Annotated in this window: 17 protein-coding genes; all 17 read left to right on the top strand. The window is 48.9% G+C overall.

The genetic code is table 11. The annotated features are described in order from the left end of the window. The first annotated feature begins 21 nt into the window (after positions 1-21). The 17 genes from A4U59_RS03400 (at position 22) to A4U59_RS03325 (ending at position 16,408) form a co-directional block, all read left to right on the top strand. Complete coding sequence (locus A4U59_RS03400) at positions 22-609, top strand: competence protein CoiA (protein WP_070119752.1); 588 nt, start codon at positions 22-24, stop codon at positions 607-609. Beyond that, positions 548-1,234, top strand: coding sequence for a hypothetical protein (locus A4U59_RS22675; RefSeq protein WP_483771151.1), 687 nt, complete (start codon positions 548-550; stop codon positions 1,232-1,234). Before A4U59_RS03400 ends, A4U59_RS22675 begins: the two co-directional genes overlap by 62 nt. A 131-nt stretch (positions 1,235-1,365) precedes the next feature. Further along, the gene (gene hcp / locus A4U59_RS03390; RefSeq protein WP_070119750.1) at positions 1,366-2,658 is read left to right on the top strand and encodes a hydroxylamine reductase; all 1,293 of its coding nucleotides are present in this window, start codon (positions 1,366-1,368) and stop codon (positions 2,656-2,658) included. 685 nt (positions 2,659-3,343) lie between these two features. Continuing rightward, positions 3,344-4,360 carry an MBL fold metallo-hydrolase gene (locus A4U59_RS03385; RefSeq protein WP_070119749.1) on the top strand — a complete coding sequence of 339 codons (1,017 nt, stop codon included), beginning with the start codon at positions 3,344-3,346 and terminating at the stop codon, positions 4,358-4,360. A 12-nt stretch (positions 4,361-4,372) separates the two neighbouring features. After that, positions 4,373-5,914 (top strand): long-chain-fatty-acid--CoA ligase, encoded by a 1,542-nt coding sequence (locus tag A4U59_RS03380; protein ID WP_070119748.1) that lies wholly within the window; start codon positions 4,373-4,375, stop codon positions 5,912-5,914. A 92-nt stretch (positions 5,915-6,006) separates the two neighbouring features. After that, a complete protein-coding gene (locus tag A4U59_RS03375; protein WP_106406287.1) occupies positions 6,007-6,900 on the top strand; it encodes a R2-like ligand-binding oxidase in 894 nt (297 codons plus the stop codon). Positions 6,901-6,926: 26 nt separating this feature from the next. Continuing rightward, positions 6,927-8,447, top strand: coding sequence for an aldehyde dehydrogenase family protein (locus A4U59_RS03370; protein ID WP_070119746.1), 1,521 nt, complete (start codon positions 6,927-6,929; stop codon positions 8,445-8,447). 126 nt (positions 8,448-8,573) lie between these two features. Beyond that, a complete protein-coding gene (locus A4U59_RS03365; RefSeq protein WP_070119745.1) occupies positions 8,574-9,785 on the top strand; it encodes an iron-containing alcohol dehydrogenase in 1,212 nt (403 codons plus the stop codon). A 325-nt stretch (positions 9,786-10,110) separates the two neighbouring features. Beyond that, positions 10,111-11,289, top strand: coding sequence for an acyl-CoA dehydrogenase family protein (locus A4U59_RS03360; protein ID WP_070119744.1), 1,179 nt, complete (start codon positions 10,111-10,113; stop codon positions 11,287-11,289). A 47-nt stretch (positions 11,290-11,336) separates the two neighbouring features. Continuing rightward, complete coding sequence (gene fabG / locus A4U59_RS03355) at positions 11,337-12,101, top strand: 3-oxoacyl-ACP reductase FabG (RefSeq protein ID WP_070119743.1); 765 nt, start codon at positions 11,337-11,339, stop codon at positions 12,099-12,101. A gap of 22 nt (positions 12,102-12,123) precedes the next feature. Then, a complete protein-coding gene (locus A4U59_RS03350) occupies positions 12,124-12,573 on the top strand; it encodes a MaoC family dehydratase N-terminal domain-containing protein (protein WP_070119742.1) in 450 nt (149 codons plus the stop codon). Then, positions 12,570-12,971 carry a MaoC/PaaZ C-terminal domain-containing protein gene (locus A4U59_RS03345; RefSeq protein ID WP_070119741.1) on the top strand — a complete coding sequence of 134 codons (402 nt, stop codon included), beginning with the start codon at positions 12,570-12,572 and terminating at the stop codon, positions 12,969-12,971. Before A4U59_RS03350 ends, A4U59_RS03345 begins: the two co-directional genes overlap by 4 nt. Positions 12,972-13,061: 90 nt before the next feature. After that, positions 13,062-13,826: a 2,4-dienoyl-CoA reductase gene (gene fadH, locus A4U59_RS03340; protein WP_070119740.1), complete on the top strand. Its 765-nt coding sequence runs from the start codon at positions 13,062-13,064 to the stop codon at positions 13,824-13,826. 84 nt (positions 13,827-13,910) lie between these two features. Then, positions 13,911-14,678 carry a class II aldolase/adducin family protein gene (locus A4U59_RS03335; RefSeq protein ID WP_070119739.1) on the top strand — a complete coding sequence of 256 codons (768 nt, stop codon included), beginning with the start codon at positions 13,911-13,913 and terminating at the stop codon, positions 14,676-14,678. A 334-nt stretch (positions 14,679-15,012) separates the two neighbouring features. Then, entirely contained in the window at positions 15,013-15,786 is a 774-nt protein-coding gene (locus A4U59_RS03330; RefSeq protein ID WP_070119738.1) for an SDR family oxidoreductase, read from the top strand. Between the two features lie 56 nt (positions 15,787-15,842). After that, complete coding sequence (locus A4U59_RS21265; protein WP_157888127.1) at positions 15,843-15,992, top strand: hypothetical protein; 150 nt, start codon at positions 15,843-15,845, stop codon at positions 15,990-15,992. A 2-nt stretch (positions 15,993-15,994) separates the two neighbouring features. Then, a complete protein-coding gene (locus A4U59_RS03325; protein WP_070119737.1) occupies positions 15,995-16,408 on the top strand; it encodes an acyl-CoA thioesterase in 414 nt (137 codons plus the stop codon). Positions 16,409-16,504 lie beyond the last annotated feature (96 nt).

Genomic DNA, 16,504 nt, shown 5'->3' with positions numbered 1-16,504 from the left:
ACGAGTATTGGAGGCGATTTCTTGCTTGTATCGAAACGGAAGGATGGGTCGATGTTTTCGCTGGCGGATAAACGGGACCGGGGTGAATTGGAGCGGCTGTCGGCCGAAGGGTCCTTTTTCTGCCCGGTGTGCGGCAACGCCGTGAAAATGAAACTCGGCAAGTTCAAACGGTGGCACTTTGCCCATGTTAATTTGACCAGCTGTGAAAACGGCCGGGGCGGCGGAGAGACGGAAGGACATCTTGAAGCAAAGCGCCAGCTGTTCACAAGACTTAAGGAGACCGGCGAACATGTCATGATCGAACCGTACTTGCCCGAATTACAACAGCGGCCTGATCTTCTTATCATCAAAAACTCCGTCCGTATCGCTGTCGAATACCAGAATTCAATTGCTGATTCAGCTGTGATTCAAAACAGAATCCAAAACTACCGGAGAGCTGGCATTAAGAGCATCTGGCTGCTCAGCGAGGATCATTTGAATAGGATTGCGGCCAACCGGTACCGAATCAGCAATTTCCACTGGCTGTTTGCATATCAGCATACTGCTGATGCGCTTCCCCGGTTATTGTTTTTACTCCCCTTCGAGCAGGAAATTGTTTATCCTCAATGATATACTTCCACTTACAGCTTCACAGGTACTTGCCATTCCAGCTTATGTACCGCTTTCGGCGGTAATCTTCTCCCATATTTACACCAGCGGGGGTGCACACCGTCCTATTTCCTTTTATCAGCAAGAATGGCTCCGCAATAAAAAGCGATGGCGATATTCGGTACATCGCGATAACTCCCGAAGAACACAACAGTTAAACCGCAAATTTTACCGGGCGGCCGGCAAACCGTTATCGCTAAGTCCGCCACAGGCCGGCGTCCCTCTGAAAGAAAATATATATTTCACCGAATCACCAGCAATCTGGCAGTTGGCTATCCTGCTTGAGGTCATCATGCCATTGCAGCCGGGAAGAGGTCTTCCTTTACAAAAATTAAAGAGGATCGCATACGGGATGATTGCAGGAAGACAAATAACGAGAAGCAACTTGTATTGCAGCAGCGATGCAGTTGTAAAAACTGTGCAGGCGTATATGGATTATCTCTCAGCAGAGGGGATACTCCTGAAAAGACCAAATCAAATTTATATAAAAAGACAGGAATTGACCCTGCCCAAGTCTGCGGAGAGCACAGCTGCACTGGATAAACAGGCAGTTCAAAATGCGTTTGAATTTATGTCCGGGATTTGAACGGAATTTGGCAATCTGTTGACAAAGGTTTCCTAAGGGTAGTAAGTGTGATTTAAATCAATTATCCTTTTAAACAAGATGATTATGATGTTAATACGTTGACTGATAGATACAACTGGGAGGTAAGATGAATGTTTTGTTATCAATGTGAACAAACACCAACCGGCGGCTGTAAAGTTGTTGGCGTTTGCGGAAAGAATGAGGATATCGCCAGCCTTCAGGATACAATGATTTTTGCTTTGAAAGGAATTGCAGCTTATGCAACGCATGCACGGCAGCTCGGCTACTCTGATCCGGAAGTGGATAAAATCACCCATGAAGCATTATATATGACTCTGACAAATTCAAACTTCAATTTGCAGGAACATATCGACATGGCGATGAAGGTGGGGAATGCAGCTGTCCGCGTCATGGACTTGCTGGATAAGGCTCATACCTCACGTCTTGGCATCCCGACCCCTGTAAAAGTGACGCAGAACAAAATCGAAGGTAAAGCCATTGTCGTGACGGGCCATAACCTGTTTGCGCTTGAAGAACTGCTGAAGCAGACAGACGGAAAAGGCATCAATATTTATACGCACTCAGAAATGCTTCCGGCCCACGGCTATCCAGAATTGAAAAAATATCCGCATCTTAAAGGGAATATCGGTAAGGCATGGTTTGACCAGCGCCGTTTGTTTGAAAAGTTCCCTGGTGCAATTCTTGCGACGACAAACTGTGTCATGCCGATCAAAGGAACATACGCTGACCGTTTCTTCTCGTATGAAGTGGCAGGCCTTGAAGGCGTGCGCAAAATCGAAGGGGAAGACTTCACACCGCTGATTGAAAAAGCACTTGAACTTCCGGAAGCAAACATGGAATCTGAACTCCACCTGACTACAGGTTTCCACCATGAGACAGTACTGGGCCTCGCCCCTGAAGTACTTGATGCGGTGAAAACGGGTAAAATCAAGCGTTTCTTTGTTATCGCAGGATGTGACGCACCTGGCAAAGGCGGCGAATACTATCGAGAGCTTGCCACATCACTGCCGGATAATACAGTCATCCTGACAACTTCCTGCGGCAAGTTCCGCTTCAATGATGTCGATTACGGTACAGTACCAGGAACTGACTTGCCGCGGTTCATGGACCTGGGTCAATGCAATAACTCCATCTCAACAGTCAAGATCGCAATGGGCCTAGCTGATGCATTAGGCTGCGAAGTGAGCGATCTGCCGGTAAGCATTGTGCTGTCCTGGTTCGAACAAAAAGCGGTTGCGATTTTGCTCGGCCTCTTCAGCCTCGGAATCAAAGACGTCCGCATTGGGCCAAAGCCGCCTGAATTCATCACTCCAGGAGTCATGAATGTCCTGCAGGAAACATTCAACCTGCAGCTGATCGGTACAGCCAAAGACGACATGGAAACTATGATGTCACTTTCTTAATTAAGCTGGAAAGGAGCACAGGATTATCCTGTGCTCCTTTTTATTTGACCTGGCATCCTGTGTTATACAAAAATGTCATAGTTTTTTGCATTTCAATTTTGATAGTTATTTCCACTCATTCTCCTGACTTTTGCCCGTTCCTTTCCGCTGCAGGCACCTGTGCCTGTGGTGAAAGCGAGTACCTGCAACGGAAATCAACACTAGCGTTTAACAGAGCCATTCTATAAAAAAGCATAGTTGTGATTAGTAAATCTTTTATAGGCATTTTAAATCAGATTGGTTTTCACCAGTTTGGCCATAAGCCCACCAAACTGATGTTTCAGTCAATCGACCCATTGATAAGAAGCAAGCCCTTTTCAGTGAATGTGATTATTTGTGACTGACAAGCTCAAGTTGTTGGAATAAGACGAGCAATAATCAGTAATCGATCAATATTTAATACTGCTATGTAATAAGGCCAATTAAGCTGTGAGTTTCCAATGCGATTCATTGGTCTTTTTATCTTTTCTTCTCTGCATGTAAACTATATCAATAGAACACCAAATTAAAAATATTCAAAAGATTCTTAAATATTAAAGGATAAACCATTGTTACGAAGAATTTTATACATACTTGCATTTTTGTAAAATAAAGTTAAAGACAGCAGGTTGCTGAATTAATCTAATCGGAAAGGGGGTGAGCGAAGGTGGAAATCATTCCGCTGCAACTGGAGACTCCATTTGCCGAAGGCGATGTAAATGCGTTCCTTGCCGTCGGAAAGACGGTTACCCTCATCGATACAGGTAACCCGGGAGTGGAATCCTTCCAAAAGCTGAAGTCGCGGCTTTACAGCAGCGGATTTCGTTTTGAAGATTTGGATTGTATCATCTTGACTCACATACACATTGACCATTCGGGCGGACTTGCCCGCATCCAGAAGGAAACGGACTTACCTGTTTATGTCCATGAAGCCGCCGAACAACATATAACTGGCGGTTATGAGGAATTCGAGCGGAGCGAATCGTTCTTTCACGCGTTTATGGAAGAGGCCGGGGCAGATCCGGCATTACACAGGCCCCGGAGGAGATTTTATGGCGAGCAATGGCGGAATGTCAATTATCTCAAGGATGGTGATGAAGTTTTTATTGCCGGGGAACCTTTTGAAACGGTCCATGTTCCCGGACACAGTCAGAGTGATATCCTTTTATGGAATCGGGAAAGCGGCACAGCTTTCTCGGGTGATCATTTGATTGGTGATTTTTCCGTGAACGCTTTCGTGGAGCCTATGCCAGGCAGAAAAGAAAGACCGAAAACATTGCTTCAGTACCGGCAATCGCTGAAGCGCATTTTCGGACTGCCTTTGAAAACCATCTACCCTGGACATGGGGAGGTATTCACCAATCATACAGGCGTCATTGCGGCAAGGCTTAAGGAACAGGAGAAACGCTGCCGGCAAATTATGAACATCATTGGTGAGAAGGAAAAGACGATTTACGAAATTTGCCTGGAAATGTATCCCCGATTAAAAGGAAAGACGATATTTCTTGGACTTTCGCAAATCCAGGGGCATCTCGACCTTCTGGAAGAACGGGGCGACGTTCTGTCAAACAGTTCAGATAGGGCTGTTAAATACCGGACCGCGTGTACGGAGAAAGCTAACCTGGCCAATGCGAGCGAAAATCATGGACAGGTTGATTTTCATGCAGAAGAATCCTGTGAGTAAGGAGTGGGTTGAGTGAAATTAAAGGATCTGCTGGAAACAAACATACAGGAATTTGGGGAATATCCATTTCTGTTTTTCGGGGAAAAACAGTATACAAACATACAGACAAAGATGTATGCAGATAAAATGGCAGCCGGTCTCCGCAGAAAAGGAATAAAAAACGGAGACCGCGTAATGGTATGCATGCCCAATACACCGGAAGTTATTTTTTCATACCAGGCTATTACAAGGGCGGGAGCGATCATTGTTCCGGTCATGTTCATGCTCCATCCGAAAGAGCTTCATTACATTGCCCGCAACTCGGGGGCGAAAGCGATCATCACTTCGTCGCTGGTCCGTAACAATATTGAAGCTGCAATGGAAGATCTTACTGAGCAGCCGCTTATGATAACAGCGGATATGCCGACCGATGAGCGGGCCGTCAATCTATATGATCTCATATCCGAAACAAAAGCTGATCCACCAGGTGAAGCCTCTGAAACTGAACCTGAAGACACAGCAGTCATCCTCTATACATCAGGCACGACCGGCAACCCAAAAGGCGTGCTGCTGACCCACAAAAATTTATTTTCCAATGCACAAAATTCCGTAAGGCATAACGAAACAGAGCGGGGAACAACCATCGGTGTCCTGCCCCTTGCCCATGTTTATGGACTGACGATCTCAAACACTTGCTTTTTGACCGGAAGTTCGATCGTCATATTTTCAAAATTTGATCCCAAAGAAGTATTTCAGGCAATCGAAAAACACCGCGTTAAGTCATTTTCTGCCGTTCCGGCGATGATTCACGCGTTACTTTCCTACCCCGCCAGCGATCACTTTGATACATCCAGCCTTGAATGGGTAGGATCCGGTTCGGCTCCGCTTCCGGTAGCCCTTTTGCATGCCTTCGAAAAAAGATTCAATGCGAAGATATTTGAAGGCTATGGATTGTCTGAAGCCGCACCTGTTGTGACGGCGCACAAAAAAGGGATTGAAATCAAACCGGGATCGGTCGGCATTCCCATTCCTGGGGTTCAAGTGAAAATTGTGGATGGGAGCGGGGACGAGGTACCGGCCGGCGAGGTCGGGGAACTGGCCGTCCGCGGGGACAATGTCACCCCTGGGTACTTTTATAATGAAGAAGAAACGAGAAAAATCCTGCGGGACAATTGGCTGTACACAGGTGATATGGCCCGCAAGGATGATGAAGGCTATATCTATATTGTCGACCGCAAGAAGGATTTGATTATCCGCGGGGGATTCAACCTGTATCCGCGGGATGTCGAAGAGATCCTGAGCAGCCATGAAGCAGTATCGGAAGCTGCCGTTGTCGGTGTTCCTGATGAACGGATGGGTGAGGAAATGGCCGCCTGTATTGTCAAGAAGCCGGGTGCCGGTGTCACGGAAGAAGAGTTGATCGAGTATTGCCGTGATCATTTAGCCAAAAACAAAACACCTAGCCGGATCATATTTTTGGAAGCGCTTCCGAGAAACGGGGTAGGAAAAATTTTAAAAACCCATTTAAGGAAAACCGCAGCCGAAGCAGTCAGCAATCCGGAAACAGCGGGGTAATGGAGGACATAATTCAGTATTTTTAACAGTGCGTTAACAATAAGAAATCGAATAACGGAGAATACAAAAATAAGATCGAAGGGAGAATGTGCATGAAGCAAAGGACAATTTTAACGACAAGCCACCGGGGGCTGCAGGAGGATTCTTTCCCGTACCGGCTTTACCAGAAAGCAAAACGGGTTGGGACATGGAATCCGGAAGACATCGATTTCAGTAAGGATGCCAGCGACTGGCAAGCGCTGAATGAGAAACAGCAGGAGGATATTCTGCGGCTGATATCACAGTTTCAAGCCGGGGAAGAAGCGGTGACGCTCGATTTGCTTCCGCTGATGATGGCGGTTGCAAAAGAGGGCCGCCTTGAGGAAGAAATGTTTTTGACGACTTTTCTATTCGAGGAAGCGAAGCATACCGAATTTTTCCGGCGTGTGCTGAATGCGATCGGAGCGAGCGGTGATTTGTCCCATTTTCATACTGAAACCTATAAAACGATCTTCTACGATATTTTGCCCGCCTCGATGGAACGGCTCGTATCCGACCAGTCACCGGAGGCGATCGCCGAAGCCTCAACGGTATATAACATGTTTGTTGAAGGGGTGCTTGCCGAGACGGGGTACTACTCTTTTTACCAGTCCCTTGAAGCTGCCGGCTTGATGCCAGGTCTGCTTGAAGGGATCGGGAACTTGAAACGGGATGAATCAAGGCATATCGGCTACGGGACATTCCTGCTGCAGCGGCTGATCTGCGAACATCCGCACCTGTATGAAATCGTCGAGAAAAAAATGCAAGAACTTACGCCGCTTGCGATGAAAATAAATGAGGAAGGGATAGCCGGGCGGAAAGTGAGTTCTTTTGGCGGAGATCCGGCGCTGACAACGGCATTCACACAAAAGCAGTTGTCCATCCGGATGGAAGTGCTGGCGCGGGCGAGAGGGAAGAAGATTGAAGAAATCTACAAATCTGCGGAAACCGAGTTGGAAGTCATTTAGTATCAGAGTGAAAAGGAGGAGATTGCATGACCGTAAATGTTGATATTAAAACATTTCCTTTATTCATTAACGGGCAGTGGGAACAGGCTTCAGGCGGAGAAACGTTTGACGTGTTCAATCCGGCAACAGGCGAACTTGCCGCCAGAGTTGCAAAAGGCACAAAAGACGATGTGAACAAGGCCGTCCAGGCGGCAAGGGATGCCTTCGATAAAACAGACTGGAAAAACATGAAACCTAAAGACCGGGCAAAAGTCATGTACAGCATCAGCTACCTCATTGCTGAACATGCCGAGGAACTCGCCTATCTGGAATCGATCAGCTCGGGCGGAACGATCAGGCGCATCAGCCAGAGTGATATTTTGCAAATGGTGGATCTGTTTCAAACACTTGCTAAATTCACTGAAAGCTATGATTACTCAGAAACACTGCCGGTTCCCCCATTTCCGGGTCCTGCCCACAGTTTCATCTGGAAAGAGCCGATCGGTGTTTGTGCGGCAATCACGCCTTGGAATTTGCCGATGGTCATTGCAACGTGGAAGATTGCTCCGGCGCTCGCGATGGGCAATACCGTCGTAATCAAGCCGGCCAGTTATACGCCGCTGTCCACCCTGAAACTGGCCGAACTCATTTCAAAAGTTGTGCCGCCTGGCGTCATCAACGTTGTGACCGGTTCAGGTGCAGAGGTGGGTGAAGCGCTTGTCGAGCATCCGCAGGTTGATAAGATCGCCTTTACCGGGTCCACCGAGGTCGGACGCAGAATCATGGGACTTGCTGCAGGAACAGTCAAAAATACAACACTGGAGCTGGGCGGCAAATCACCGAACATCATTCTGGAAGATGCCGATTTGAACCTCACCCTGCCTGGGAGCCTGTTCGGTGTATTTCTTCATTCCGGGCAGCTGTGTGAATCCGGTACCCGCCTGTTTGTACCGGATAAACTGCATGATCAGGTTGTTGAGCAGCTGACAGCGCTCACCGGTAAGCTGAAAGCAGGCAATCCGCTTGATCAAGCGACGGATATCGGTCCGGTCATTTCCAGGAAACAAAAAGAGGCGATCCTTTCCTATATAAAAGCAGGCAAAGAGGAAGGGGCGACGCTCGTTTGCGGCGGAAAAGAAATAGCGGTTCCGGGCTGTGAAGAAGGGCACTTCATCGAGCCGACCATTTTCACGAATGTGACCAATGATATGAAAATTGCCAGGGAAGAGATATTTGGGCCGGTACTTTCCATCATCCGCTATTCAGAAGTGGAGGAAGCGATTGAAATGGCGAACGACAGTATCTATGGCCTTGCTGCCGGAGTCTGGACGAAAGATATAAACAAAGCTTACGAGATTGCCAGAAAACTTCAGGCTGGCGTCGTCTGGATCAATGACTGGCATATGCTCAGGAGTGACGCGCCGTTCGGAGGGTATAAGCAGAGCGGCATTGGCCGGGAAATGGGGAAGCATTCCCTTGATGCCTATACTCAGACAAAGCATGTCCATACTTCCATGGTTCCGGAGCTTCATAAACGGCCGTGGTACGGCATTCTTTTTTCAGAATAACGCTTATATGGATATAAGCGAGTTAAAACGGTCCCATGCGGGATATCGGGGTTTTGACCCGGATTATCTTTAAAATTAACAATGACGTTTAACTCAGCCTTCTATAATAAAAATTGAGGTGAAGAAATGCAAACAACTACATTATCGCAATTTATGCTGCGCTCAGGCATATACAGCGGGTCAAACTCCCGCGCGATGGTCCCTGACCTGTTCAGCGGGCTTGGTGCCAGACGTGTGGTGCTGTTCAGTGACAGGGGCCTCGAAAAAGCTGGCGTTGTCGAAAAGGTCGCCGGTATATTCAATCTCACCCAGCACGGCAGCGGTCCGGAGCTTGCCGGAATTTATCTTGATATTAATCAGGATGCGGAAAGCAAGTGTGTGAATGCGGCGGCGAAATATGCAAGGGAAGTAGGAGCGGATGCACTATTGGCGGTAGGCGGCGGCAGTGTCCTCGACACGGTCAAAGGGGTGAAATATGCACTGTTTCACGGACTTGCTGATATTAAGGAAGCCATTCCGGGAGGATTCAAGTTCGAGTCTTTTCCCGATGCGCAGTATATGGAGATTCCGCATATCGCGATACCGACGACAGCTGGGACAGGGTCGGAAGTTTCACCGATTGCCGTTATCTTTAACGAAGATATCCAGATGAAGACAAACATCATCAGCCCGTTCATCGGTGCGGACATGGCCATCCTGGATCCGGAATTGTCTGTCGGCCTTCCGCCGCGGATTACCGCTTTTACCGGTTTTGACGCCCTTACACATGCAATTGAAGCTTTTGCTTCACCAAATGCCACAGCATTGACGGATGCCCACGCACTCCAGGCGATCAGGCTGATTGAAAAGCGGCTGCCTGAAGCCGTTGCCGACGGCAAGAATCTTGAAGCGCGCATGGACATGCTGCAGGCAAGCCTGATGGGAATCACAGCATTCAGCTTTGCGTTGAACGCAATCCCTGTGCATAACTTCGCCCATGCGTACGGTGCGCTTTTCCGGATTCCGCACGGGCTTGCAAACGCGGTATTTTTGCCGGTTGTCATGGAGTCTGTTCCAGACTTGTATTTGCCGAAAGTTTTTGAACTGGCACAGGCATTGCGGGTGGATGTCCAGGGTGATGATGCCCGGGGAGCGCTAATGAAAGTGGTCGATAAAATCCGGCTGCTTCAGCAGAAGGTCGGGCTGCCGGCTGATTTTGCAGAATTCAATATTTCCGCTGATGCTCTCGAGCACACTGTTGCCGCTGTTTCAAAAGATCCTGCAGCCGTCTCGTTCCCGATGCCGAAGGAGCTCATTGCAGCTGTCGGCCAGAAGGTTGTCCCGGTTGCAGTAAAATGATGCCTGAAACAAAGGTGCACTTGCCTGCGCCTTTGTTTTTTCTACTGTCATGCTGACGGAATATGTGCTTGGTTATCGGAAGGGCCGCTTTCGAATATGCTCCCGTTCTCTTTTGAAGAAACAAAGGAAGAAGCGAAGAGATGATGATAAAAATCTCTTGCCCATAAAGAACCGGGAAGGAGATTTTTATTGAAAAACAACTTGTTTTTTCTGAAAGTTCTAAATATAATAAAGCTAACATACCTACCGGTTGGTATGTTCCGTGGTGGACTCGCATACTTGTTATGACATAAGCAATTTACATATTAAAAATGGGAGTGAGGATATGCATTTACGGTTGACAGATGAGCAGCGCATGGTGCAGCAGACGATCCGCAAGTTTGTTGAGAAAGAATTGATGCCCCTTGAAAATGATGTCCTGAAAAATGAACGGGAAGGCAAGCCGAGCCTGCCGCCCGGGAAGATGAGGGACCTCCAGCTGAAAGCGAAGGAAGCTGGTTTCTGGGGCATCAATACGCCGGAGGAATATGGCGGGGCCAACCTCGGACAGATGATGATGGCCCTCGTCTTTATGGAAGTATCTAAAACATTTGTGCCGTTCCAGTTCGGCGGATCTGCCGATATCATTCTTTATTATGCGAATGAGGAACAGAAGCAGAAGTATTTGATTCCGACAATTGAGGGCGAGAAAAAGTCGTGTTTCGCCATCACCGAACCGAATGCAGGGTCCGATACCCGCAATATTAAGATGACCGCTGTCAAAGACGGCAATGAGTGGGTGTTAAACGGGGAGAAAACATTCATCACTGGCGGAAATGAAGCTGATTTCGTCATGGTCATCGCCATCACAGACAAGGAAAGACACCAGCAGACAAACGGCCGCGAAGGGGTAACCTGCTTCATTGCTGATCGTGACATGGGCTGGAAATCGGAATATATCCATACTATGGGGGAATGGGGGCCGGCCGGGCTTGTTTTTGACCATGTCCGCATTCCGGAAGAAAACATCCTCGGGGAACTGCATAAAGGCTACAACCTGGGACTTGAATGGATCGGATTCGCCCGCTGGATTGTCGGCGCCAGGGCAGTCGGTGCAGCTGAACGCCTGCTGCAGATGGCGATTGATTATTCAAAAGAGCGTTCCACATTCGGCAGGCCGATAGCGGACAGGCAGGCGATCCAGTGGATGATCGCTGATTCTGCTGTTGAAATTGAAGCAGCCAAATGGCTTGTCCTGAATGCAGCTTTCACGCTTGACCAGAAAGAAGATAACCGCCATGTCGCTTCGATGGCCAAACTGTACGGCGCAAACATGGGGAACCGTGTGATCGACAGGGTCCTCCAGATCCACGGCGGTATGGGCTATACGAAAGAGCTCCCAATTGAACGCTGGTACCGTGAAGCAAGGTTGTGGAGAATTTATGACGGCACAGATGAAATCCAGCGTATGATCATTTCACGCAATTTGCTGAAAGGCCACGTCAAAGTCGGCGGTCAGCTTTAATCTGATACACAAGCTTTTACTAGAATTATAGGAGGTATTCATTTATCATGACAGGAAGATTTGACGGAAGAACAGCCATTATAACAGGCGGAAGCCGCGGAATCGGAAAAGGAATCGCCGAACGGCTTGCGGAAGAAGGCGCAAAGGTTGCGATCATCGATGTCAATGCCGGGGCGTTAAATGAAACCGCTTCCGAATTTAAAGGGAAAGGGTACGAAGTGCTGGCAAAGGAAGCCAGTGTGACGGATGGAGGACAGATGGAGGAAGCGGCCAAAGAAGTATATGAAAAGTTCGGGTCGATCGATATCCTTGTTAACAACGCCGGCGTCATCCGCGACAACATGCTGTTTAAAATGACCGATGAGGACTGGCAGACTGTCATGGATGTTCATCTGAAGGGCTCCTTCAACTCGGCCCGGGCCGTCCAGAAATACATGGTTGATAACAAGTACGGACGCATCATTAATATCTCGTCAACCTCTGCCCTTGGAAACCGGGGCCAGGCCAACTATGCAGCGGCCAAAGCAGGGCTGCAGGGCTTTACAAAAACGCTCGCGATAGAGCTCGGAAAGTTCGGTATCACAGCAAACTCTGTCGCACCCGGTTTTATTGAAACGGATATGACGAAAGAAACGGCAAGGAGAATCGGCATAGAGTTTGAGGAGCTGATCAAGGCCAGTGTCGCCGGCATCCCCGCCGGACGCAGCGGCAAGCCAGCTGATATCGCCAATGCGGTCGCCTTTTTTGCCGATGAAAAATCGTCCTTTGTTAACGGCCAGGTTCTGTATGTAGCAGGCGGTCCCAAGAATTAACAGATTAGGAGCGTGATAATCGATGTTTGAAGAATATATCGGCAAGACTTCACAAAAAGTGAAAAACATGGTCGAGAGAGGCGCGGTCAAGAAATTCGCAGAAGCTGTCGGTGATGAGCATCCGATTTATTTGGATGAGGAGATCGGAAAATCGTCTCGTTACGGACGTAATATCGCGCCGCCGACTTTTCCGAGAGTTTTTGATTACGGCAAAATTGAAGGGTTAAATCTCCCGAATAAAGGTTTGATCCACGGAGAGCAAATCTATCATTACGAACGGCCGCTTTTGGTGGGAGAGGAAATCCTCTGCTACTCAAAAGTGGAAGATTACTATGAAAGATCGGGCAATTCGGGACGTATGGGCTTTCTCGTTCTATCATCCAACGGCGAGGATCTGGCCGGCAATCCGATTTTCACATCCAAACAGGTTGTCATCATCACGGAAGCGGTAAGGAAGGTGTTGACTGTATGAGTGAGCTTTCGAAATTGGAAGTTGGTGAATCGTTAAAGAGTGTTCAGCTCGAACCGGTCACCAGGATTGATTTGATCAAGTATGCAGGAGCATCAGGCGATTACAACCCGATTCATACGATCGATGAAGAAGCGAAGAAAGCAGGTTTGCCGGGAATCATCGCTCACGGCATGTGGACGATGGGAAACCTCGCCAGGCTTTTTACCGCCCATTATGAGGAAGGCTTTATCCAGGGTTACTCAATCCGGTTTAAAGGGATGGTTTTTTTAGATGATGTATTGACACTGAAAGCGGTATTGAAAGAAAAAGACGGAAACAAGCTTCACTTTGATGTGGCTGCTTCCAATCAGGATGGAAAAGACGTCATCAAAGGAGAAGTCGTTTATCTTCAATACTGACTGACCAGTCAGCAGTAAGCCCGGCAACAATAAGATATATGGGTTGTTGCCGGGCTCGTTTTATTTAAAGACAGGCTAAGGAGGCGAGCAATGGAAGGAAAAACAGTCATTGTGACAGGCGGCAGCAGCGGTATCGGCAGGGCGATGGCACAAACCTTCCTGGAAAAAGGGGCAAATGTGGTCATCACCGGAAGGAATGCTGAAAAGTTGGACAAGGCGAAACAGGAACTTGGAATTTCGGACCGGCTCGGGACAGTCCAGATGGACGTAAGGAACCCGGAAGATGTCGAGCGCATGGTGGACGAGGCAAAAAGACAATTTAAGCAAGTCGATTATCTCGTCAATAACGCAGCCGGAAATTTCATTTGCCCCGCAGAGGATCTGTCGGTGAACGGCTGGAATGCGGTGATCGACATCGTGCTAAACGGTACGTTTTACTGCAGCAGGGCGATCGGCAAGGATTGGATGGCGAACAACCAGAAGGGGAGTATCCTCAATATTCTCGCTACATATGCCTGGACATCCGGACCGGGGGTTATCCATTCTGCGAGCGCAAAGGCAGGCGTGCTGGCCATGACACGGACGCTCGCCGTTGAATGGGGCTCAAAGTATGGAATCAGGGTGAATGCCATTGCGCCGGGACCCGTCAATAACACGGGCGGAGCGGAAAGACTGTGGGCTTCAGAAGAGGCATACAACAGGACAGTGAACAGCATACCGCTGAAACGGCTGGCCGAACCGGCAGAAATCGCAGGCACTGCCGCTTTTCTATTATCTGAAGACGCCAGCTATATCAACGGTGAGATCCTGACAGTCGACGGTGGACAGTGGCTGAACCGCAGGTCATTTTTATAGGCTCCGGGACAGAGGGGAGACAAGCCCTCGCCCGCCAACCTATGGTTAATAAACCTAAATAAACACTACGGAAGGACTGATTGTATGGCAGCCAAAATGGAACTCAGTTTCAAACCGCCTGTTTTTGATACAGCTGGAGAAGAAAGGCAGCACCTGAAAGAGAGACTCGCAGGGGCATTCCGCCTGTTTTCGAAGTTTGGATTTGATGAAGGGGTGGCCGGGCATATAACGGCGAGGGACCCGGAAAAAACGGACCACTTCTGGGTCAACCCTTTCGGCATGCACTTCAGCCAGATCAAAGCCTCCGATCTGATTCTTTGCGATCATGAAGGGAATGTGGTGGAAGGAAAGCACCCTGTGAACCGGGCAGCGTTTGCCATCCATTCACAGGTCCATGCCGCAAGGCCGGATGTCATTGCGGCCGCTCATGCCCACTCGGTTTACGGTAAAAGTTGGGCGGCGCTTGGCAGGCTGCTCGACCCGATCACACAGGATGTTTGCGCCTTCTACGGTGATCACTCCCTGTTTGACGACTATACTGGTGTAGTGCTCGATGTGGAGGAAGGCAGGCGCATCGGTGAATCGCTTGGAAATAATAAAGCATGCATTCTCCGGAATCATGGGTTATTGACCGTCGGAAAATCAGTCGATGAAGCCGCCTGGTGGTTCATCACAATGGAACGTTCCTGCCAGGCCCAGCTGTTGGCGGAAGCAGCCGGAACCCCTAAGCTGATCAGCCATGAAAATGCGGTGACGGCTAGGGAGCAGGTCGGCACGGAAGAAGCCGGTTGGTTTCAGTTCCAGCCATTATGGAACCGGATCATTAAGGATCAGCCGGATTTATTGGATTAATCAGGGATAGCATGGAGGATGCTTTGCTTCCCGGCATCATTCAAAAAGGGGAGATTCGATGAAAATAGGAGTTGCAGGCTAGGAGCAGTGGGCGGGTTCTAAGGCGGCCTTTTAAGCAAAGCGGGACATGAAGTGGTGTTCTTGGCACGGGGCAGCCATCTCGAAAAAAGGCCTGGCCGTTGAAACAGGAAGGACGGATCCAATTCGAGGCGAGCAAGCAAGCGGCCAATATCAGGACGATTCGCCTTGCCGGCGTGCCGGATGAAGATCATCGCCGGGCAATCGCCTGATACGAGCTTGAAAAATACAGCGAATAAGAATGGAGGAATTGACGATGAATGTAAAAGAATTGTTTAACCTTGCCGGAAAAACGGCCATCGTGACAGGGGGAGGCCGCGGACTGGGCCAGCAGATTGCGGAAGGGCTGGCGGAAGCAGGCGCCAATGTCGTTGTCTGTTCCAGGAAGGAAGATGCCTGCAGGGAAGTAAGCGAAGAATTGAAAAAAATCGGGGCCGAATCGTTTGCGATGAAATGCGATATCACAAATCCGGCTGACATTAAAGATGTCGTGGACGCCACTCTTGAAAAGTTCGGACGGATCGATATCCTTGTAAATAACAGCGGGGCGACATGGGGGGCGCCGGCCGAGGAAATGCCGCTGGAGGCATGGCAAAAAGTGATGAATGTCAATGCGACCGGGACGTTCCTCATGTCGCAGGCTGTCGGGAAAGTCATGATCGAACAGGAATACGGCAAGATCATCAATATCGCTTCGGTTGCCGGACTAAAAGGCTCCAACCCGAAATTCATGAACGCAATCGGCTATAACTCAAGCAAAGGGGCCGTCATCACATTCACAAAGGACCTGGCTGTCAAGTGGGGGCCGAAAGGGATTTATGTGAACGCCTTAGCCCCGGGGTTTTTCCCGACGAAAATGTCAAAAGGACTTCTTGAGGAAGGCGGAGCGGCCATCAAAGAAGGGACGCCGCTCAGAAAGTTCGGAACCGAAAATGATCTGAAGGGCGCTGCGTTGTTCTTTGCTTCATCAGCATCCGATTTTGTGACAGGAGCCGTCTTGCCGGTCGACGGGGGGACGTCTGCCATGTAATATCTCCCTCTAAAGCCAGATTAATTGGGAGTGACTGGTACAATCTTGATGGAGCCGTGTCGGAGAAGGAACTCGCCGATACATATATCGCTTTGACTTTGAACGGGATTACGAATGAAAAGGCCGCCGAATCAGCCCTGTTATTCAATCCGGATGATAGCCGGGCAGACAGCTGGGCGGCACCTGCGCTTATCAGGGAGGACTGACAGTGAACAGCCATGAACAAGAGATTTATATCCGTTTCTGTGAAACCGATGCTGCAGGCTATGTGAACAGTACAAGTTTCCTCATTTACCTGGAAGAAGCCCGGGCCAGATTTTTTGACCGGCTTGGTATCGGAAATGAAAATCGTGACGTTTCAATCGGTTTCATCCTTGCTTCCACATCCTGCAATTTCTTGTCTGCGGCCCGGTTTGGACAGGATCTGAAAATTTTCACCTCTGTAGCTGGAATCGGTACGAAAAGCTTTCGAATTCAGCATGAAATGGCGGATGCTGAAACAATGGAGCCCATTGCCAGTGCTGAGGCGGTCATTGTTTGCTTCGATTTTGAAGAACAGATGACCAAACATGTACCTGAAATGGTAAGAGCGGCACTTGAAGGGAACAGGATCGAGGCATGATATTGCCCCATTGAAGGTTGGAGAAAAGAGCGAACAATTAACAGAACAGCTGTAGAAATAAAACGCTTACACTTGGGGATGGAGATGAGTTTGCAT

The organism is Bacillus marinisedimentorum (assembly GCF_001644195.2).
Taxonomy (GTDB): domain Bacteria; phylum Bacillota; class Bacilli; order Bacillales; family Bacillaceae_O; genus Bacillus_BL; species Bacillus_BL marinisedimentorum.
The sequence above is the reverse complement of the archived record's forward strand: the minus strand, read 5'-3'. Positions and strand labels throughout refer to the sequence as shown.